This is a genomic window from Mesorhizobium sp. M0621 (assembly GCF_040320745.1).
Classification (GTDB): Bacteria; Pseudomonadota; Alphaproteobacteria; order Rhizobiales; family Rhizobiaceae; genus Mesorhizobium.
In genome coordinates this window covers 60335-79224 of sequence record NZ_JAMYQF010000009.1, presented here as the reverse complement: position 1 = coordinate 79224, position 18890 = coordinate 60335, and the positions used below count along the sequence as shown (strand labels likewise).

23 protein-coding genes are annotated in these 18890 nt (G+C 62.9%); 13 read left to right on the top strand and 10 right to left on the bottom strand.

Annotation, left to right across the window (positions count from 1 at the left end):
* The first annotated feature begins 341 nt into the window (after positions 1-341).
* Positions 342-1034, top strand: a complete 693-nt coding sequence (locus tag NKI38_RS09055) for a DUF2270 domain-containing protein (protein ID WP_352656571.1) — start codon at positions 342-344, stop codon at positions 1032-1034.
* A 185-nt stretch (positions 1035-1219) separates the two neighbouring features.
* The gene (locus NKI38_RS09050) at positions 1220-1501 is read left to right on the top strand and encodes a universal stress protein (RefSeq protein WP_352656569.1); all 282 of its coding nucleotides are present in this window, start codon (positions 1220-1222) and stop codon (positions 1499-1501) included.
* A 32-nt stretch (positions 1502-1533) separates the two neighbouring features.
* Here NKI38_RS09050 and NKI38_RS09045 read toward each other — a convergent pair whose 3' ends face one another.
* Positions 1534-1677 (bottom strand): hypothetical protein, encoded by a 144-nt coding sequence (locus NKI38_RS09045; RefSeq protein ID WP_352656567.1) that lies wholly within the window; start codon positions 1675-1677, stop codon positions 1534-1536.
* A 249-nt stretch (positions 1678-1926) separates the two neighbouring features.
* On the opposite strand from NKI38_RS09045, the gene NKI38_RS09040 reads away from it, so the two are divergent.
* From NKI38_RS09040 to NKI38_RS09020, 5 genes are all read left to right on the top strand, one after another.
* Positions 1927-2370 carry an SRPBCC family protein gene (locus tag NKI38_RS09040; protein WP_352656565.1) on the top strand — a complete coding sequence of 148 codons (444 nt, stop codon included), beginning with the start codon at positions 1927-1929 and terminating at the stop codon, positions 2368-2370.
* Positions 2371-2458: 88 nt separating this feature from the next.
* Positions 2459-2914 carry a hypothetical protein gene (locus tag NKI38_RS09035; RefSeq protein ID WP_352656563.1) on the top strand — a complete coding sequence of 152 codons (456 nt, stop codon included), beginning with the start codon at positions 2459-2461 and terminating at the stop codon, positions 2912-2914.
* Positions 2915-2960: 46 nt separating this feature from the next.
* A complete protein-coding gene (locus NKI38_RS09030; RefSeq protein WP_352656561.1) occupies positions 2961-3398 on the top strand; it encodes a VOC family protein in 438 nt (145 codons plus the stop codon).
* A gap of 49 nt (positions 3399-3447) precedes the next feature.
* On the top strand, positions 3448-4596 hold the full coding sequence (locus NKI38_RS09025; protein WP_352656559.1) for an amidohydrolase: 1149 nt from the start codon (positions 3448-3450) through the stop codon (positions 4594-4596).
* A 40-nt stretch (positions 4597-4636) separates the two neighbouring features.
* On the top strand, positions 4637-5119 hold the full coding sequence (locus tag NKI38_RS09020) for a VOC family protein (RefSeq protein ID WP_352656558.1): 483 nt from the start codon (positions 4637-4639) through the stop codon (positions 5117-5119).
* 21 nt (positions 5120-5140) lie between these two features.
* Here NKI38_RS09020 and NKI38_RS09015 read toward each other — a convergent pair whose 3' ends face one another.
* From NKI38_RS09015 to NKI38_RS09005, 3 genes are all read right to left on the bottom strand, one after another.
* On the bottom strand, positions 5141-6142 hold the full coding sequence (locus NKI38_RS09015; RefSeq protein ID WP_352656556.1) for an NADP-dependent oxidoreductase: 1002 nt from the start codon (positions 6140-6142) through the stop codon (positions 5141-5143).
* A 60-nt stretch (positions 6143-6202) separates the two neighbouring features.
* Positions 6203-7066: an alpha/beta fold hydrolase gene (locus NKI38_RS09010; RefSeq protein ID WP_352656555.1), complete on the bottom strand. Its 864-nt coding sequence runs from the start codon at positions 7064-7066 to the stop codon at positions 6203-6205.
* Positions 7067-7152: 86 nt separating this feature from the next.
* Positions 7153-7965 (bottom strand): oxidoreductase, encoded by an 813-nt coding sequence (locus NKI38_RS09005; RefSeq protein ID WP_352656554.1) that lies wholly within the window; start codon positions 7963-7965, stop codon positions 7153-7155.
* Positions 7966-8069: 104 nt separating this feature from the next.
* On the opposite strand from NKI38_RS09005, the gene NKI38_RS09000 reads away from it, so the two are divergent.
* Positions 8070-8636 carry a TetR/AcrR family transcriptional regulator gene (locus NKI38_RS09000; RefSeq protein ID WP_352656553.1) on the top strand — a complete coding sequence of 189 codons (567 nt, stop codon included), beginning with the start codon at positions 8070-8072 and terminating at the stop codon, positions 8634-8636.
* 157 nt (positions 8637-8793) lie between these two features.
* Here NKI38_RS09000 and NKI38_RS08995 read toward each other — a convergent pair whose 3' ends face one another.
* The gene (locus NKI38_RS08995; protein WP_352628940.1) at positions 8794-8991 is read right to left on the bottom strand and encodes a hypothetical protein; all 198 of its coding nucleotides are present in this window, start codon (positions 8989-8991) and stop codon (positions 8794-8796) included.
* 120 nt (positions 8992-9111) lie between these two features.
* Positions 9112-9291, bottom strand: a complete 180-nt coding sequence (locus NKI38_RS08990; protein ID WP_352656551.1) for a hypothetical protein — start codon at positions 9289-9291, stop codon at positions 9112-9114.
* Between the two features lie 391 nt (positions 9292-9682).
* Between NKI38_RS08990 and NKI38_RS08985 the strand changes: the two genes are divergently transcribed.
* The 4 genes from NKI38_RS08985 (at position 9683) to NKI38_RS08970 (ending at position 13601) form a co-directional block, all read left to right on the top strand.
* Positions 9683-10687 (top strand): sugar ABC transporter substrate-binding protein, encoded by a 1005-nt coding sequence (locus tag NKI38_RS08985; RefSeq protein ID WP_352656549.1) that lies wholly within the window; start codon positions 9683-9685, stop codon positions 10685-10687.
* Positions 10684-11685: an ABC transporter permease gene (locus NKI38_RS08980; RefSeq protein ID WP_352656547.1), complete on the top strand. Its 1002-nt coding sequence runs from the start codon at positions 10684-10686 to the stop codon at positions 11683-11685. The genes NKI38_RS08985 and NKI38_RS08980 overlap by 4 nt, the downstream gene beginning before the upstream one ends.
* Positions 11682-12446, top strand: coding sequence for an ATP-binding cassette domain-containing protein (locus NKI38_RS08975; protein WP_352628948.1), 765 nt, complete (start codon positions 11682-11684; stop codon positions 12444-12446). The genes NKI38_RS08980 and NKI38_RS08975 overlap by 4 nt, the downstream gene beginning before the upstream one ends.
* Positions 12447-12515: 69 nt before the next feature.
* Positions 12516-13601, top strand: coding sequence for a Gfo/Idh/MocA family protein (locus NKI38_RS08970; RefSeq protein ID WP_352656545.1), 1086 nt, complete (start codon positions 12516-12518; stop codon positions 13599-13601).
* Between the two features lie 23 nt (positions 13602-13624).
* Here NKI38_RS08970 and NKI38_RS08965 read toward each other — a convergent pair whose 3' ends face one another.
* Positions 13625-13900 carry a hypothetical protein gene (locus NKI38_RS08965; RefSeq protein ID WP_352656543.1) on the bottom strand — a complete coding sequence of 92 codons (276 nt, stop codon included), beginning with the start codon at positions 13898-13900 and terminating at the stop codon, positions 13625-13627.
* Positions 13901-14045: 145 nt separating this feature from the next.
* On the opposite strand from NKI38_RS08965, the gene NKI38_RS08960 reads away from it, so the two are divergent.
* Positions 14046-16064 (top strand): amidase, encoded by a 2019-nt coding sequence (locus NKI38_RS08960; RefSeq protein WP_352656542.1) that lies wholly within the window; start codon positions 14046-14048, stop codon positions 16062-16064.
* Between the two features lie 261 nt (positions 16065-16325).
* On the opposite strand, the gene frp is transcribed toward NKI38_RS08960, so the two are convergent.
* Genes frp through NKI38_RS08945 form a run of 3 tightly spaced genes read right to left on the bottom strand, consistent with a single transcriptional unit; the run spans position 16326 to position 18878 of the window.
* On the bottom strand, positions 16326-16661 hold the full coding sequence (gene frp / locus NKI38_RS08955; RefSeq protein ID WP_352656540.1) for a fluorescence recovery protein: 336 nt from the start codon (positions 16659-16661) through the stop codon (positions 16326-16328).
* Positions 16662-16715: 54 nt separating this feature from the next.
* On the bottom strand, positions 16716-18209 hold the full coding sequence (locus NKI38_RS08950; RefSeq protein ID WP_502899280.1) for an aldehyde dehydrogenase family protein: 1494 nt from the start codon (positions 18207-18209) through the stop codon (positions 16716-16718).
* 24 nt (positions 18210-18233) lie between these two features.
* On the bottom strand, positions 18234-18878 hold the full coding sequence (locus tag NKI38_RS08945; protein WP_352656538.1) for a ThuA domain-containing protein: 645 nt from the start codon (positions 18876-18878) through the stop codon (positions 18234-18236).
* Positions 18879-18890: the final 12 nt, after the last annotated feature.

Genomic DNA, 18890 nt, shown 5'->3' with positions numbered 1-18890 from the left:
TTCTGATCCGATCCGCTCCACCTGGGAAACACCCTGGACCGGGTCTCGCGCCTTCATCGCCTCCGGCACTTGGTGCCGGGTTCGATGGTCGTAACGCCATCGGCCAACGCGGGCGCTGCCATGAGGCCGGCCCCCGCGTCGGCACCGGTATGATCGATTTGGGGTTCGTCGCGGTGGGGTCAAGACCCGACAATGCAATGTGATCGTTGAACTGCGGTGGTGACCGCCACGCCGGCGCGGCGTGGCGGTCACCAAGCGGCGGAGGCCGCCGGCCGGTGCGAAATCCGGACGCCGCCGGAACGAGATCAAGTCTGAGGCGTTTCAGTTGGTTGGAGGGCTTTATGAACGATGCGCCGGCAACGCCCATCGGCAGATCGCTTTCGCCAGGCGAACTGGTCACCGTGATGTCGCATTTCCACCGCGCGGAGATTGCGCGCATGGCCGGTTGGCGCGACCGCCTCGACCGTACGAGCAATTGGGCGATCACCGTTGTCGCCGCCATGCTGTCGGTGTCGCTGTCAACCGCCAGCGCCCATCACGGCGTGCTGCTTTTCGCCATGCTGCTGGTGCTCCTCCTGTTGTGGATCGAGGCGCGTCGCTACCGGTTCTTCGATGTCTATCGCGCCCGCGTGCGCCAGTTCGAGCGCCACTATTTCGCGCAGATCTTCTCGCCGCAGCCGGACTTCGCTTCCGACTGGCTGCTGATCGTTGGTGAAAGCTTGCGCGCGCCGAAATTCCTGGTCTCGCAAAGAGTGGCGCTCGCGCGGCGTTTGCGCCGCAACTACCTGCATATGATGCTGATCCTGTTCCTCGCCTGGATCCTCAAACTGTCGACGCCGAGCCTGATCGATCAAGCTGTGCCGGTCGGCTTCGTCAGCACATTGCGCGAGGCCGTCAGCGCCGCTGCCCTCGGTCCCATTCCGGGCGCGGTCATTGTCGCCGCGGTTGCGCTCCTCTACGCAGGCCTGTTGATAGCTGCCTTCCTGACGCCTGGCGATGACGGCGAACTCTCCTTCGGCGACGTTCATGTGTAGAACGAGCCGGTTGAAGAAAATCGTTTTCAAACAGTGGGATAAAGCCCCGACCTGATTCAGGTTCCAAACGGGCGTTGCGCTTCCGCTCGTCGCCCGACGCCATCTCTATCCGACTCTGCCGGTGATCGCAGGCGGCACGGCAAGGCGGCAAGACCACCTCCGTCTCGCATCGGCGCGAGGAAGCCATGCTGAAGGATATTGCCGATCTGGCCGTTCGCTATGGCGTGCAGGTCGACACCGCCATCCGCACCCGCGCCACGCCTGACAAGGCGATCGCCAGGGAAGTGGCAAAGGGTGCTGCCATGGTGGTCATGGGTGTCACGCAAAGGCCGGGCGAAGAGCTGTTCTTCGGCGATACCGCGACGGCGGTGCTTGACGCAGTCACCTGCCCGGTCGTGCTGCTGGCCAGCGAGCGTATCCGCTCCGCGGAGGCCAGGGCTGAGGTGGTTACCGAGATCGGCGCCTGATCTACCCTTTCGCATGAGACCGATTTTCGAGCCTAGAGGCCGAAGAACTGCTTGCCGATCATGTAGCCCAGCGCCGCCGCGACCAGCGGGAACAGGGCCGGTGCGGCCTTGCTGAACACGGAGACCTTGGCGTCCTTTGGCGGCATATAGCGTGCGTTGCCGAGATTCTTGGTCATGGCTTGCCCCAGATTCGAATGGATCATTAGCAAATGCTGATTAACAGCATGGCCGCCTTAACGGCTTGCAAAGAAATTAGATCGAATAGCCGACCATTGGCGGGGGCGCGAGGTTGAACAGCGCACGCCATTGGGGGCGCCAGCCGAACAGGTTGCGAGGCGCCTTAAAAAATTCGAGAGCCGATGTCGGACTGGCCACACCTCGTTCGTCCTTGGGGTACCGAATAGCAATCATGAAAGGATCCAGAAATGCCCGGCACCGTACGTTTGCATCGCGTTCTGACGACCAGCCCGGAGAAAGTCTATCGCGCCTTCGTTGAAGCGGACGCGCTGGCGAAGTGGCTTCCGCCGAACGGCTTCACCTGCGCTGTCCATCACCTCGAGGCAAAGGTCGGCGGCACGTTCAAGATGTCCTTCCGCAACTTCACGACCGGCGACGGCCATTCCTTCGGCGGCGAGTATCTCGAACTCGTTCCAGGCGAACGCCTGCTCTATACCGACAGGTTCGACGACCCCAATCTGTCCGGCGAGATCCAGGTGACCGTCGTCTTGAAAAAGGTGTCGGTCGGCACCGAGATCGACATCACCCAGACCGGCATTCCGGACGTCATTCCGGTCGAGGCCTGCTATCTTGGCTGGCAGGAGTCGCTCAGAAACCTGGCAAGGCTCGTCGAACCCGAGATCAATCAATAGGCTGGAGCGGCGCCAGCGGCGACCGCCTATCGAGGGTTGACCGAACGATGGTGCGCGGGAATCCTTCGCGGTCAAAGGGAGATGTTTCATGCGACGTTTGCTGCTCATGCTGTCCACTTTGGTCCTGGCCACATCGGCGGAGGCCAAAACCCTCTACTATGGCAGCAGAGCGGGCATGGAGGTCACCATCGTCAAGACATCCGGCATCGGATCCTCCCATGCCAGGATCGTGGCCAAGCATACAAGGCAGAATGCGATCGCCTTCTGCCGCGACTATGTTGGCAAGGTGACCGAGGCGTGCATTGCCAAGGAGTTGCAGACGCCCTTGCATCTTGAGATATCAGCCAACTGCAGGACCGGCAGATTCACCACCTTCTACGGCGCGAACATGCTGTTCCAGGGGCGCAATCCCGATGCGGATGCGGCGACGGATTGCCTGATATCAGACACCGACGAAAACGTGGTGCTGGATGGCTCTGGCGCTTCCGGATACGACTATACGCTGGACCAGTTCAAAGCCCTGTGCCCCAGCCGCGTGCGCTAACGACCGCATGTCCACATATCGAACGACACCTTGGAGATTGGAGAACATGGCCCTCAAGCGGATGGACAATGTAGGAATCGTTGTCGAAGACCTCGGAGTAACGATTGATTTCTTTCGCGAACTCGGCCTCGAACTCGAAGGTCGGGCCACGATCGAAGGAGAATGGGCCGGACGTGTCACTGGACTGGGCGATCAGCATGTCGAGATTGCCATGATGCGCACACCGGATGGCCACAGCCGGCTCGAACTCTCCCGCTTCCTCGCGCCGCCTGTCGTCGCGGATCACCGGAACGCCCCGGTCAACGCCCTGGGCTACCTCCGCGTCATGTTCACCGTGGACGACATCGATGACACGCTCGAAAGGCTCCGCACGCGCGGCGCGCAACTCGTAGGCGAAGTAGTCCGGTACAAGGACGTGTATCGGCTCTGCTACATCCGTGGGCCTGAAGGGCTTCTCATCGGACTAGCCCAGGAACTCAGCTGAGCGCACGAAGACGAATGGCGAAGAATGAATGCAGCGGAGGCCAAAAAGCATGACCCTGACCAACCGGGACATCGTCGAATTGACCGCGTGGCGGCGCCAGTTGCACCAGCAGCCGGAAATCTCGAATGAAGAGGAGAAGACGGCAAGAGAGGTCGTCGACTTCCTCGCCGATACGGGGCCGGACAAGGTGCTGACCGGATTGGGCGGCCACGGCGTCGCGGCCATATACGACAGCGGCAGGGCTGGACCGACGGTGCTGTTCCGCTCGGAACTCGATGCCTTGCCGATCGAAGAACTTTCGGGCGTACCGCATTCGTCGCGCGTGCCGGGCAAGTCGCATATGTGCGGCCATGACGGACACACCGCGATCCTGGCATCCCTCGGCCGCCAGTTGGGACGCGAAAGGCCTGCAAGCGGCCGCGTCGTGCTGATGTTCCAGCCGGCGGAAGAAACCGGCAATGGCGCGGCCGGCGTCGTCGCCGATCCCCGCTTCGGCGAGATCGCGCCGGATTTCGCTTTCTCGCTGCACAATCTGCCCGGCGTGCCGTTCGGCGAGGTGCGGCTCAAACCCGGCGTGGTCAACTGTGCCTCACGCGGCATGCGCATCGTGCTGGAGGGCAAGACCGCGCACTCGTCGATGCCCGAGACCGGCATCTCGCCGATGCTGGCGATCAGCCAGCTGATGCCGGCCCTGCCCGCGCTCGGGCGCGGAACCTTCGCTGATGACGACTTCTCCATGGTGACCGTCACCCATGCCGCGATGGGCGAAGCCGTGTTCGGCATCGCGCCTGGTCATGCCGAGGTCTGGGCGACGCTGCGCACCCGCCGCGACGAGCGCATGGCGGACCTGTGCGCCGCCGCCGAGGCGCTGGTCACCAGGATCGTCGGCGAGCATGGTCTTTCCGCCCGGCGGGACTATCACGAAATCTTCGTCGCCAGCGTCAATGCGCCGGACGCGGTGGAGCACCTGCAACGCGCGCTCAACGAAGAGGGCGTCGTGCATGGCGAAGAAGCCTTGCCGATGCGCGCTTCGGAAGATTTCGGTCTGTTCGGCCACAGCGCTTCGTCGGCGATGTTCTTCCTCGGTGCGGGCGAGCGTCACCCTGCGTTGCACAATCCGGACTATGATTTTCCCGACGACCTGATCCCGATCGGCTCAAGGATCTTCATGCGCACGGCACGCAATCTTCTGGGCTGACCTCTGCCAGATCAACTCTGACGCCGAAAAGGAACACACAATGCCAAGCACGCCAAAGAACACGATTTGCCTCTGGTTCGACAAGGACGCCGAGGCTGCGGCTCGCTTCTACGCAGAAACCTTTCCAGACACCAAGGTGGGTGCCGTTCACCGTGCGCCGAGCGACTATCCGTCCGGCAAGAAGGGCGATGTGCTGACGGTCGAATTCACCGTGGCCGGCATTCCTTGCATCGGATTGAACGGCGGCTCCGCGTTCAAACAGAGCGAGGCCTTCTCGTTCCAGATCGCCACCGACGATCAGCAGGAAACCGACCGCTACTGGAATGCCATTGTCGGCAATGGCGGCCAGGAGAGCGTGTGCGGTTGGTGCAAGGACAAATGGGGCGTGTCCTGGCAAATCACGCCACGCACACTGACCGAAGCGATGGCGGCCGGCGGCGAGGAAGCCAAGCGCGCATTTGATGCGATGATGGACATGAAGAAGATCGACGTCGCGGCGATCGATGCGGCGCGGCGCGGCTGACGCTCTTTCGCAGCTGAGTTGCTATCTGACCTTGATGACAACCTTGCCCTTGGCGCGTCCTGTTTCGACATAGGCCAGAGCCTCATTGGTCGCTTCGAACGGAAAGACCCGATCGACAACCGGACGGATCGCTCCGGATTCGATGAGCGACGTGATTTTGCTCAACTGATCGCCCTGCGCCCACATGAAAAGGAACGAGAACTTCACGCCGCGGCGTTTAGCTTTAGCCCGGATACCGCGGCTCAGAAGGCGCAGTACCAGTCGCAGCGCAACGTTCAGTCCCTTTTCCCGGGCGAATTCGGGATCCGGCGGACCGGAGATGGAGATCAACTTCCCACCCGGTTTCAGCACATTCAACGATTTTTCAAGCGTTTTGGCGTCCTGGCTGTTCAAGACGACGTCGTAGCCCGACAGGACCTTTTCGAAGTCATCTTTCCTGTAGTCGACGACGACATCGGCGCCGAGCCCCTTGACCAGATCGACACTTGCCGCGCTGGCGGTGGTGGCAACGGTTGCGCCGAGGTGCTTTGCCAATTGGATGGCGAACGTCCCCACGCCGCCAGAACCGGCCTGGATGAAGACCTTCTGTCCCTTCCCTAGGTTTGCCCTTTCAATGAGCGCCTGCCAGGCAGTCAGACCGACCAGCGGAATCGAGGCCGCCTCTTCCATACTGAGGTTCTCAGGCTTCAAGGCCACGTCGGCTTCATCCATGGCGATGTATTCGGCGAATGTCCCGATCCGGCCATCGCGCGGCCGCGCATAGACATCGTCGCCGGGTTTGAACTTGCGGACTTTCGATCCCACGCGGACAACTGTCCCGGCCACGTCATGGCCCAGGATGAAGGGCCGGCGATAGGGCAGGATAAGCTTGAACTCTCCGGTTTTGACCTTGGAATCGAGGACGTTCACCGCCGCGGCGTGGACCTCGACCAGGACATCGTTATCCCAGAACTCCGGCTCCGGCATCTCCACCAATCGCAGAGTGCCCTTCTTGCTATACTTGTCGACGACGAATGCCTTCATGACAGTGACTTTCTGAAAATGTTTGATGTTCCGGAACAAACCGCCCCCGGAAGAAAGGCATCAGGCATCGAGGAAGCCCAGGGCTTTCGGAACGAAATCAGCGTGGTTCTGGAAGACGCCGCCGTGCCCGGCATCCGTGTAGATCACCAATTGTGCCCCCGGGATCCGCCGGGCGAGGTCGAAGGTATTACTGCTCGGCACCATCTTGTCCTGGTCTCCGTTCGCCACCAACGTGGGAATGCGGATAGTGCCCAAATCTTGCGGCGCCTGCCGCCCATAGGCCTTGATCGCCTTGAGCTGCGCGCTGAACGCGGTCAGAGATACTGCTTTGTCACGGTTGGTCCTGCGCTCTTTCAGCCGTCCCAAAAATGCTGTCGCGGCGCGGTGCCCATTCAGCGTCGTTGTGAAAAAGAGATAGTATTTCGGATCCCGAAAAGTCAGTGCGCCCTTGATCATGTCCCTGATCGTCAACGGCATCACCTTGTCGATGCCTTCGCCACCGGCCGGCCCGGTTCCGGCCAGGATGAGTTTGCGCACAAGCCCGGGCTCGGTCAGCACAATCTCCTGCGCCACGAAGCCGCCGAGTGAAAAGCCGAAGAGATCGACTTCTTCGAGCCCCAACGCCCGGATGAAGGCGACCGCATCCCGTGCCATCTCGGCAACGCTTGACGGTGTTTTGCCGCCCGAAGCGCCGATGCCTCTGTTGTCGAAGACAATCACCGGACGGTTCGCGGCGAGGCCATCGACGATGCGTGGATCGAAATTGTCCAGTTGAGCAGCGAGATGGTTGAGCAGGATCACCGGTACGCCGGTGTTGGGGCCGAGTTCCCGGTAGACGAATGCTGTGCCGCCGACATCCACCGAGCGCGTCGGCGTGTCCTGGAACGATGCCCGTGAGGGCGACCGATTGAATCTAGGCGTCATGCTTGGCACCTCCGTCTTGTGGGGACTGGCCAATTGTGTCGTCGTTGCTAATCGCATGTGCGTGATATCCTCTATCTGACTGTTGTTCAGACCGGCAGGCGGAACTGCTTGCGCAGGCTCTTGTCGAATATCCCCGCGGGGGCAAAGCGGCGCAGGAGGCTGACCTGGCGCGCTGCTTTGCCGGCGGTATAGCGCCGTCGCGGATTGGCATCGGTCGCCGCCTTGACGACCACTTGGGCCACCACTTCCGGTCGATCGGCTACAGGCATCACATCGCGAAGGAGCGCTTCGAGCCCGGCTCGCGCTCGATCGTATTCCTTCAACAGCGAATCCGGCTCGATTCCGTTCTGGTCGAAGACGGTACGCACGTATGCAGGTTCGATGATCGAGACGCGGATATTGAAGGCACGAACCTCGTGGTCGAGCGATTCCGAATAGCCCTCGAGCGCGTGCTTGACCGCCGAATAATGCGCTGAATACGGCGCCGGCACGAGGCCCAGCACCGAGCCGATGTTGATGATGCGTCCTTCGCCGCGCCGCCGCATCGACGGCAATACCGCATTGGTCATGCGGATGACGCCGAACAGATTGACGTCGAACAGGGCCTGCACCTGTGCCACGGAGGATTCCTCGGCGCCTCCAAGCAGACCGACGCCGGCATTGTTGACCAGCAGGTCGATCCGGCCGGTCTGCGCGAGCACCGTTGAGACAAGTGCGGCGACGGCCTCACCGTCGGTCACGTCGCAAATCAGCATGGTTACCCCGTCCGGGCCGTTGGCCTTGCGGCGGCTCGTTCCGAAGACAGTGAACCCTGCCCGCACCAGCGCCTCGGCGCTGGCGCGGCCGATGCCCGAGGAGGCTCCGGTAACGATCGCGGTTTTTCCGGAATTCATTTTCATTTTCGTGCTCCAAACTCATGGGGGCTAGCTTTTCTGCGTCCTTTGAATTACACTCATAATATCAGATTACGCTCATAATGCAATAGCAGAAAGGAATGGCAGCCATGCGTTACGAAAAGGGCCGGAAAGACGCGTCACGCAGCCGGATCATGGAGGTCGCCGCCGACCGTTTTCGCGGTGACGGCATAGCCGCGTCCGGGCTGGCAACCATCATGAGCGACGCCGGGCTGACGAACGGCGCCTTCTATCCGCACTTTCAATCCAAGGCGGAGCTTGTCCGCGAAAGCATCGCGGCAGCCATGGAGCTTCAGGCGCAGCAGCTGGCGGAAGCATTGGCCTCGGGTGGTCCGGAGATGGCCATAGAGGCGTATCTGTCGGCCGAGCATCGGGACAACCCGGAAAAGGGCTGCGCGTCAGCCGCGCTGCTGCCGGAACTCGCGCGTCAGCCACTTGAAACGCGCGAAGTCTATACCGACCGCTTGCTGGCTTTGGCGCACCAATTGGCCGAGGCATTTCCGCAGGCCAAGGACCCGGAACGCGTGGCGCTTGCTGTCTTTGCGACGCTCATCGGTGCGCTTCAAATGGCCCGCGCTATGAAAGGAACGGAATTGTCCGATCGCATCCTCGCGGCAGGCAAAGATGCGGCGCGGACGCTGATCGAGCAGGGTTAAAGCGGCGAGCCATCCGTCACATTGGGCAAGAATTACGGCGACAGTGCACCATTTTCTTCCTTCTCGCCGCCCGCCTTGTTTTGACGGCTTTTCCCACTTGCTCGACGCAATGCGATCCAGAAATTCGCAGATGCCAAGTGCACGACCGGTCGGCCGGCTAAATATCGAGAGCGACCATCATGCCGCGGACTTCGGCCATTTCCAGCAACAGGTCTTGCAGTCTTTCGTCCAGCGCGGCATCGGTCAGCGTCAGAAGCTCTGCAATGCTCTCGCTCATCGATATGACGGCGGCACCTGTCTTCTCGGCGAGCAGCCGTCCGATGGCCGCTCGGATCAGGTCGTCCTGATCAGACATTGTTTCACCTCCCAACACCTACAACCTCCCCTTGTTCCCCATGCCTCACCGTCGCTTTGGACGACAGAGCGCCATTTCCCTTACGGTATGATTTTTTGATGCGATCTCGGTTGGCTTTGCTCACGCCAGCAGGTCATCTGAAAGCGGCCGATCGTCTTCGTCGGCCGCCAGTCGTTCAGCATCGACAATGACGGCAGCAGCGAGAAACCACCGAGATTCGACCGTTACCGGCAATTCCGTGAATGTGTCGAAAATCGAGAATGTGCCTGTTGGCTCTTCCAGGATTTCGAAACGCTCCATCCCAAACCTTCCCCTGCACAAAAGTAGCGACCAATGCCGATACTTCTAAAAGGTTCCGTCCGCGATATTTTTTTCGCGTCTTGGTTGTAGCGAATGCCGGCAAGCCGGTCACGCCGTACGGCCGCATCGCCAAAATCGTTACGCACCATTTTAAATCTTGACGCATGTCAATTTTTTCTGAAACATGCGGCAATGCTGGCATGGCATCGGCCGGCGCTCTGGGAGGAGCAATGCCTGACACCAAAAAGCGCCCGAACCGGGGCTGCGACCCGCACATCGCAGGGCGGGCAGCAACCTGTGGGCGGATCGTCGCGCCAAGCGCCGGGTCGCTTACGCGCCGTCGGGCATTGCAGTGGTGCAGCACATCGAACAATCAGGAGGAGGAAAAACCATGCGTGTGTTCAATTGCCTCAAACTCGGCACGAGCCTGCTTGGTGCAGGCATGCTTGCAACGGTCGTCTCAGCGCCCGCTCGCGCCGAGGACGCGGCAAAAGTCGCGGCCATCGTCAAAGGCCTCGACAACCCATTCTTCCAGACCATGCAGAAGGGCATCGAGGAGCAGGCAAAGGCGAATGGCGTCAATGTCACCGTCCAGGCCGCCGCCAATATGGGTGACGCCACCGGCCAGGCCGACCGCCTGACCGCCTTGGCCATGCAGGACTTCGATTGTTATCTGGTCAACCCGATCAGCGTCTCCAACCTCGTCCAGGCGCTGGTGCCGGTCGCGCAAAAGAAAAAGCCGATCGTCAACATCGACAGCACCATCGATCCCGAGCAGGCCAAGGCCGCCGGCTTTGCCGTCTCGACCTATATCGGCACCGACAATGTCGCCGCCGGCGCGCTGGCTGGCGAGGAAATGCTGAAGCTGGTGCCGAAGGGTGCCAAGGTCGCGCTGGTCGCCGGCATCGTCGGCGATGTCGGCTCCAACGCCCGCATCAAGGGTTTCAAGCAGGCCGTCGAAGGCAAGCTCGAAGTCGTGGTGATGGTCAGCGCCGACTGGGATCGCGAGAAGGCGCTGACCGCCGCCACCGACATCCTCGCAGCACACCCCGATCTCGCCGGGTTCTTCGCCGCCAACGATATCATGGCGCTGGGCGTCGAACGCGCCGTGCAGGCCTCGGGCAAGGACGTCAAGGTGATCGGCCTCGACGGCATCGTCGACGCGCTGAAATCGATCGCCGCCGGCGAACTCTCCGCCACCGTCGCGCAATACCCCTATGTCGTCGGGGCCATGGGCGTCGAAGCCTGTGCGGTAGCGGCCAAGGGCAAGGAACTGCCCGCCAACGTGCCCGCGCCGGTGCTGTTGATCAACAAGGACAACGCCGAAGCGTCGCTGACGAACTTTCCGCGCCCCGGCGGTGACTATCCCGATCCCTTCCGCGAGATGTTGAAGTGAGTACACCTGCAGACAACGCACCCGCCGCCCATTCGGCGGGTGCGGAGGAGAGCCGTCCCTCCCTGGCGGCTCTCCTCCTCGATCCCTCCTTCTGGGCCGACTGGGCATCCGTCGTCGGCCTGATCGGCCTCGTCATCGTCTTCGGCCTCGCCCAGCCGGTCTTTCTCAGCGTCGCCAATCTGCAGGCGCTGCTGCTGGCGGCGGCGATCCTGGTCGTGCTGTCGATCGGCCAGACCTTCGTCATCGCCACCTCAGGCATCGACCTGTCGCTGGCTGCCGCCGTCATGCTCGGCGCCATCATCCTCGGTCTCGTCAACGCCGGCGGCTATGGCATCTTCATTGCCTGCGTGCTTGCGGTTCTCGCTACCAGCGCCGTCGGCTTCCTCAACGGCCTGATCATCACCGCAGGCAAGATCCCGGACTTCGTGGTGACGCTCGGCACGCTGTCAGCCATCACCGGCCTCGGCCTCATACTGTCGGGCGGCGAACCGACCATGATCGGCTCGACCTTCCTGCTCAGGCTCGCCTCCGGCTCGTTCGGACCGTTCGGCTATCCGGTCTGGGTGGCGATCGCGGCCGTCGTCGTCGCGCATATCGCGCTCTATCACACACGCTTCGGGGTGCATCTGCTGGCGACCGGCGGTCAGGCCGAAAGTGCCGGCGCGCTCGGCATCCGCACCGATCGGGTCAAGGTCGCCGCCTACACGATTTCCGGCTTCTGCGCCGGCATCGCGGCAATTCTTCTGGTCGCCCGCATCGGCTCGGCCGAACCGCTGATCAATACCAGCCTGCTCTTGAATTCGGTGGCGGCGGTGGTGCTGGGCGGCGTCAGCCTGTTCGGCGGCCGCGCCAGCATTCTGGGCCCCGTGATCGGAGCGCTGATGCTGACCGCGCTGGTCAACGGCCTCACCTTGCTCAACGTGTCGGCCTTCTACCAACCGCTTGCCGTGGGCGCCATCGTGGTGCTGGCGGCGCTGATCATGCGGTATCAGAAATGAGCGCACCCCATCACATCCTCGCCACTGAGGCGATCATCGCCTGCGAAGGGCTGAGCAAGCATTTCGGCGGCATCCGCGCCTTCACCGACGTCGCCTTCCAGGCCCGTCGTGGCGAGGTCACCGCCGTCATCGGCGACAATGGCGCCGGCAAGTCGACGCTGATCCGCAGCCTGGTCGGCGTGCATCAGCCGGACGCCGGCAATCTGTTCTTCGACGGCCGGGCGAGGCCCTTTGCCAACCCCGACGAGGCGCGCAAGGCCGGCATCGAGACCGTGCATCAGAACCTGGCGCTGATCGACGAACTGACGGTCGCCCAGAACCTGTTCCTCAACCGCGAGATCGTGCGCCGCATCGGCCCCTTCGCGTTCCTCGACCGCAAGGCGATGAAGCGCGAGGCCCGCTCCATGCTGTCGCGCCTGTCGATCAACGTGCCGTCGATCAACCAGCGGGTGCGGCGCCTGTCGGGCGGCCAGCGGCAGGCGATCTCGATCTGCCGCGCCGTCGGCTCCGGCGCCAGGCTGGTGGTGATGGATGAACCGACGGCAGCCCTCGGCGTCCAGGAGACGGCCAATGTCGAGGCGCTGATCCGGCGCCTGCGCGAACAATCCGTCAGCGTCATCCTGGTCAGCCACAATTTCGATCAGGTCCGCCGTCTGTCCGACCAGATCTGGGTGATGCGAGCGGGAAAGATGGCGGCAACCGTGCGGGCTTCCGAAACCACCGGCAACGAGTTGGTCGCGCTGGTTACCGGCGCTGCATAGCCGTCCAGCCGAGAAACAAAGGCTAGCCGTCCTGGCCAGCCCAGACTTGAAATCAAAGGGAGTTTGCGAGTGGCACCAATTCGTGTCGGGCTTGTCGGGCTTGGAGAGGTCGCGCAGTCGATTCATCTGTCGGTGCTGAGCGATCAGCGCGACCGCTGGGTGATCGCGGGCGTGTACGACGTATCGCCAAGCCTGGTGTCGCTGTGCACGTCGCAACATCCGACGGCAAAAGCCTTCGAGACGGCAGAGGCACTGATCGCTTCGCCCGACATCGACGCGGTGTTCGTGCTGTCATCCGACGACACTCACAGCCGCTTCGTTCGGGCGGCCATGAAGGCCAACAAGCACATCCTGCTGGAGAAACCCGCTTGCCTGACGGTGCGCGAGATCGACGATCTGCTGGCGTTGACGCCGGGCTACGACAAGACCCTCTTCGTCGGCTACATGCGCCGCTACGCGCCGGCCTATCTGGCGGCCAGGGACGAGCTGCCCGTCTTCGCCGACATCACCCATGTCCGCATCTTCGACCTGATCTCGGAAGGCCGGCACTTTCTCAAGAAGAGCCAGAAAATCCTTTATCCCCAGGACATCGATCCTGCCCTGCTGGCGCGTGGCGCAAGCGAACGCGACGCGCTGATCCGCGAAGTGGTGGGCGCCGACGCGCCGGCCGATCTGGTGCGAGCCTATCGCGGGCTGACCGCGCTCTCCTCGCACCACATTTCGGCGATGCGCGGGCTGATCGGCGAGCCGGCGCGCGTGCTGGCCGCGCATCGCACCAATGGCGGCGCCAACACCAGCGTCACCTTCGACTACGGCCATTTCGCTTGCCTCTATGACGCCGTCGTCGACGATCTCGGCCTGTTCGACGCTATGATCGAGGTGCGCTCGAACACCCGGCGCGTGCGCATCATCTACGACACGCCCTATATCCGCAGCCTGCCGACCCGGCTGGAGGTCACCGATGCCGGCCCGCTCGGCCCAGTGACGAAAACCTTCGGGCCGCTCTATGGCGATGCTTTCTCAAAAGAACTCGAGATCTTCTACTGCCACATCACCGAAGGCACGAAGCCGCTGACCGACCTCGCCGATTCACGCCGCGACCTGGCGCTGATGGCCGAGATCATCGAGCGGATGAAGGATAGCGGCCAGCGTTGAGGCGTAGCCTACTGCCTACTGCCTTACTTCCCGCAGTGATGATCGTTGATCTTGTTCAACGCATTCGCGTCGGGTCCGACGCGATGGTAGGAACAGGCGCCAGCCGCCGTCGTGAACAGCTGCTGATCGTAGTAACGCGGGCCGCCGAACAGGATGTCGATGAGATCGCCTTCGGCGGGAACGTAGCGTTCGGAGTGGGCTCGGCGGTCGTAATGCCGGTCGCCAGCGAAGGCAGGGGCACAGAGGCTTGAGCTCGTTGCCACAGCGAGAGCTAGGATAGCAACGCATTTCGTGGTCATCGGCAGCACCCTCCTGGCCATTTCGGAATCGCACCTTACACCCAACATCGCCAGCCGGACAAAAGTTCCAGAGAAGACCGCGATAGGCTCTTGCCGAAGCTGACGGCCTCGCTCATCCATGGCGCGTGGAAATGTGGGACCAGTGATGATCAATGCCAGCCTCCATCTCGTCGAAGCGACGATCGGCCAATTGCGCCGCGCGCTCGATGACAGCACTGTCACCAGCGTCGAACTGGTCGGGGCGTATCTCAGGCGCATCGCGCATTTCGACCGGCATGGCATAGCTCTCAACGCCGTCCCGGTGCTCAATCCAGCGATGTTCGAGGAGGCGGCCGCCTCCGACCAGCGGCGACGCAACGGCGCCGTGCTCGGGCCGCTCGACGGCATCCCCTACACCGCCAAAGACAGCTACAAGGTATCCGGCCTGACGGTGGCCGCCGGCTCGCCGGCCTTCGAGCATCTCATTGCCAATGAGGATGCCTTCACCATCGCCCGGCTGCGCGCCGGCGGCGCCGTGCTGATCGGCCTGACCAACATGCCGCCGATGGCCAATGGCGGCATGCAACGCGGCGTCTATGGTCGCGCCGAGAGCCCCTACAATGCCGACTACCTGACCGCCGCCTTCGCGTCGGGCTCATCGAATGGCTCTGGCACGGCAACTGCCGCCAGCTTCTGCGCCTTCGGGCTTGGCGAGGAGACGTGGTCATCCGGCCGCGCGCCGGCCACCAACAACGCGCTGGTCGCCTACACGCCGTCGCGCGGCGTCATTTCGGTGCGCGGCAACTGGCCCCTGGTGCCGACCATGGATGTCGTGGTGCCGCACACGCGCAGCGTGCCCGACATGCTCGAACTGCTCGACGTGATCGTCGCCGACGATCCCGAGACGAGAGGCGATTTCTGGCGCGCGCAGCCCTGGGTTACCCTGCCGAAAAGTTCCGACGCGCGGCCGTCACGCTATACCGGTCTCGCACTGGCGGGATCGTTGAAAGGCATCCGGCTCGGCGTGCCCAGAATGTATATCGGCCGCGACAGCGACGCCGATGCGCCGATCGAAACCCGCGCCTCGGTGCTTACCCTGTGGGAACAGGCCGCGGCCGACCTGAGGCGGCTTGGCGCCGAAGTGGTGGAGGTCGATTTTCCCGTCGTTTCCAACTACGAGCGCGACCGCCCCGGCGCGCGCACCATGGTCGAGCGCGGGCTGGTACCAGAAGAGTTCGCCGACCGCGAACTCTGGGATCTCTGCATCTGGGGCTGGGACGACTTTTTGCGCGCCAACGCCGACCCGGCCCTGCCTAATCTCGCCTCGGTCGACGGCCCAAAAATCTTCCCGCAGCCGCCGGGCACACTACCCGACCGTTACGAAGGCGGCTTTGACCTGGCCGAGTATGTCGAGCGAGCGCGGGCCGGCGTCACGCCCTTCGCGGACATTCCGACGCTCGAAGAGGGCCTGAAGGGACTGGAGGCGACGAGGCGGATCGATTTCGAGGACTGGCTGGACGCGCTGGACATCGACGCCGTGGTGTTGCCCGCCGCCGCCGATGTCGGACCGGCCGATGCCGATGTCGACGAGGCATCCGCCGCGTTGGCCTGGCGCAACGGAACCTGGGTCGCCAACGGCAATCTGGTCTGGCGCCATTTCGGCATCCCGACCGTCACCGTGCCGATGGGAACCATGGCCGACATCGGCATGCCGGTCGGCCTGACCTTCGCCGGCAAGGCCTATGATGATCAAAGGCTGCTACGCATGGCCGGCGACTACGAACAGTCCGGTCAGCGCCGCACCCGCCCGCCGCGTACGCCAGAATTGGTCGACGATGTGTTTGCGGGCCGCCCCGACGCAGGGAGCAGCAAGGCGCCTTCACTCACAATAACGCTCGCCGCCGAGACGCGGCCTTCCGGCGATCAGGACGAGATCGTCGTCACGCTCGACCTGCCTAGTGACGTCCCTGAAACGGTCAGCGTGAAGGTACACGTCAATGGCGAGGCGGTCGCGCTGCGGCGAAGCGGGACACGCTTCAGCGGGCATGCCCTCGTCCCGGCCGCCGAGCATCGGCGGCTACACAGCGTCTGGCGCGGCTCGTATGGGTCGATCGTGACGGCCGTGGTGCTGTTGGAAGATGGGCGTAGCGCCGGCGCTTATGTGGTCACCGGCGGCATCGAATGAGCGGGGAAGAAACTCAGCATCCACGTCGAGTTCCTTCGCGCCCCCCTCTGTCCTGCCGGACATCTCCCCCACGGGTGGGGAGATTGGCAATTTCGATGCCGGCTCTCTCCCCGCTAGGTAGAAGATTGGCAAAGACCGCGGTGACGGCCAATCTCCCCCCTCGTGGGGGAGATGTCCGGCAGGACAGAGGGGGGGCGCCATAGAGCACCAGTTTTGCCGCCCTGCGCCGCGTCGCTTCGCTCCTTACTACGCCCTTGAGACTCATCGGCTCTCGGCAAAAGCAATATCCCGGCGAATGGCGTCCCGCTTATGCTGCGACAGACCGGCAAGCTGGCCTTCGTCGAGATAGCCTGCCCAAATAAGACCCGCGAAGACATACAGAAGCTGGGAATAGCGGTAGTCGAACATCCGGTCGATCTCGCGGCGCCGCTCACGCAAATAGTCTTCGACCTCCCACATGTCGGCGGCGGCTGTCGCGGCGTTGGCCTTGCTCTTGAATTCGGCCATCGTCCTTGCCAGCGCCACCTCAAGTGCCGCGTCGAAGGCGCGGCGCGCGATCTTCTTTTCGGATGACGACCAGCTTTCCCTGGAATCCATGATTTTCTCCGTCTTTCGATCATTCCATCGCAAAACGCCGCCAGACGGCCCCTCTCAATCCGTCCTTATCCACACGCCCTTGGTATTAAGATATTCATCGAGGTGCTCCGCCCCGCCTTCGCGTCCGTAGCCGCTCATCTTGTAGCCGCCGAAGGGCACGGCCGGGTCGATGGCGTGGTAGGTGTTGACCCAGACCGAGCCGGCGCGCAGGCGGTTGGCCAGCTGGTGCGCCTTGCCGAGGTCGCGGGTGAACACGCCGGCGCCCAACCCATAGGGCGTGTCATTGCCGCGCCGGACCACCTCGTGCAGCGTGTCGAACGGCAACGCTGAGATGACCGGGCCAAAGATCTCTTCGCGGGCGATGCGCATGTCATCGGTGACGCCGGAAAAGACGCTGGGCGTGATGAAGTTGCCCGCTCCAAGCGCACCTTCGGTAATCCGGTTGCCGCCGGTGACCAGCCGTGCGCCTTGCCTAGTGCCGTCCATGATGAAGCCGATGACGCGTTCGAGCTGCTTGACCGAAATCAGTGGCCCGATCTCGGTCTCGGGGTCGGCGCCGTCGCCGATCCTGAGTTTTGCCGCATAGGCCGAGACCCGCTCGACGAATTCATCATGGATCGGCCGCTCAACGAACAGCCGCGAGCCGGCGATGCAGATCTGGCCGGAATTGGCGAACACCGACATCGCCGCGATCGGCACGGCGCGCTCGAGATCGGCATCGGCGCAGACGATGACCGGCGACTTGCCGCCAAGCTCCAGCGAGACGCGCTTCATGTTGCCGGCCGAGGCGCGCAGGATGCCCTGGCCGGTCACTGTCGAGCCGGTGAAGACAATCTTGTCGACATCCAAATGGGCGGCGAGCGGCGCGCCGGCTTCGGCACCCGTGCCGGTGACGACGTTGACGACGCCGGGCGGCACGCCGGCCTCCATCATCAGCGCGCCGATCAGCAGCGGCGTCAGCGGCGCTTCCTCGGAAGGCTTCAGCACGATGGTGCAGCCGGTCGCCAGCGCCGGGCCGATCTTCCAGATCGATGCGGCGGTCGGCGCATTCCACGGAATGATCGCGCCGACGACGCCGACCGGTTCCTTGCGCGTGTAGGAGATGATCTCGCCCGGCAGCGAATTGCCGATCGTGTGGCCATGGATCGATGTCGCCATGCCGGCATAGAAGCGCAGCATGCCAAGCACGCGGTTCTTGTTGGCGAGCGTGCGCACGATGGGCATGCCCATATCCGTGGTGTCCGAACGCGCGATCTCCTCCCAATGGCGCTCCATCAGGTCGGCGATCTTGAGCAGCAGCACCTGGCGCTCATAGGGCTTGAACCGGCTCCACGGCCCGTCGAAGGCGCGCCGGGCAGCCGCAACCGCGAGGTCGATATCGCCGGAATCGGAGAGCGGCACGGTGCCGATCACCGCGCCCGTGGCGGGATTGCGCGTCTGGAAGGTCCGGCCGCTCAGTGCATCGCACCAGGCGCCATCGATCAGCATCTTGCGGTGCCGGCCGTCGATGGGCGTGTGCAGAGGCAAATCTGTCACCGAGACCGTCATGCTCATGTCCTCATTTCCGCTGATCTATCGGGCGGCCCAGATAAGACCCCGCTCGACGATCAAGGCCATTTCCGGGACCGCGAACTCGTCGGCATTGTGTCCCAGAGCGCTGTAAAAAACCTTTCCAGCTCCATAGCGACGTTTCCAGACGACCGGCATGACGACGCCACCTATTCCCGGGAAATGCGCGTCGGTGAAAATGGTCGTCGCGAGCACCTCGTTGCTCGGATCGACATGCATGTAGTACTGCTCCGACCGGTAGACGAAATCACCGATGCCTGATGTGATCGGGTCATCCGACCTGGTGATCGCGACCGTGTAGTCGATGATGTCGCCGGGATGCGCGACCCATTGGCCGCCGGTCATGAACTGATAGTCGGGCTCGTTGCGGAAACTGTCGCCCATCGTGCCATGAAAGCCACCGAGCCCGCTTCCCCCGCGAACGGCAAGCATCAGGTTCTGCAATTCGGCTTTCTCGATCGCCGACATCGTGATCACGGGTACGATGAGATCGAAGGAAGCAAGCGCCGGATCGGCGAACATCGCGGTGCCCTGGCCCAGCGTGACGTCGAACCCGTTCCGCTCAAGCAGCTTGCGAACGATCTTCGCGCTCTGCTCCGGTGTGTGGCCTTCCCAACCACCCCAGGCGATCAAAGCCTTCTTCGCCATGCTGCACCTCCC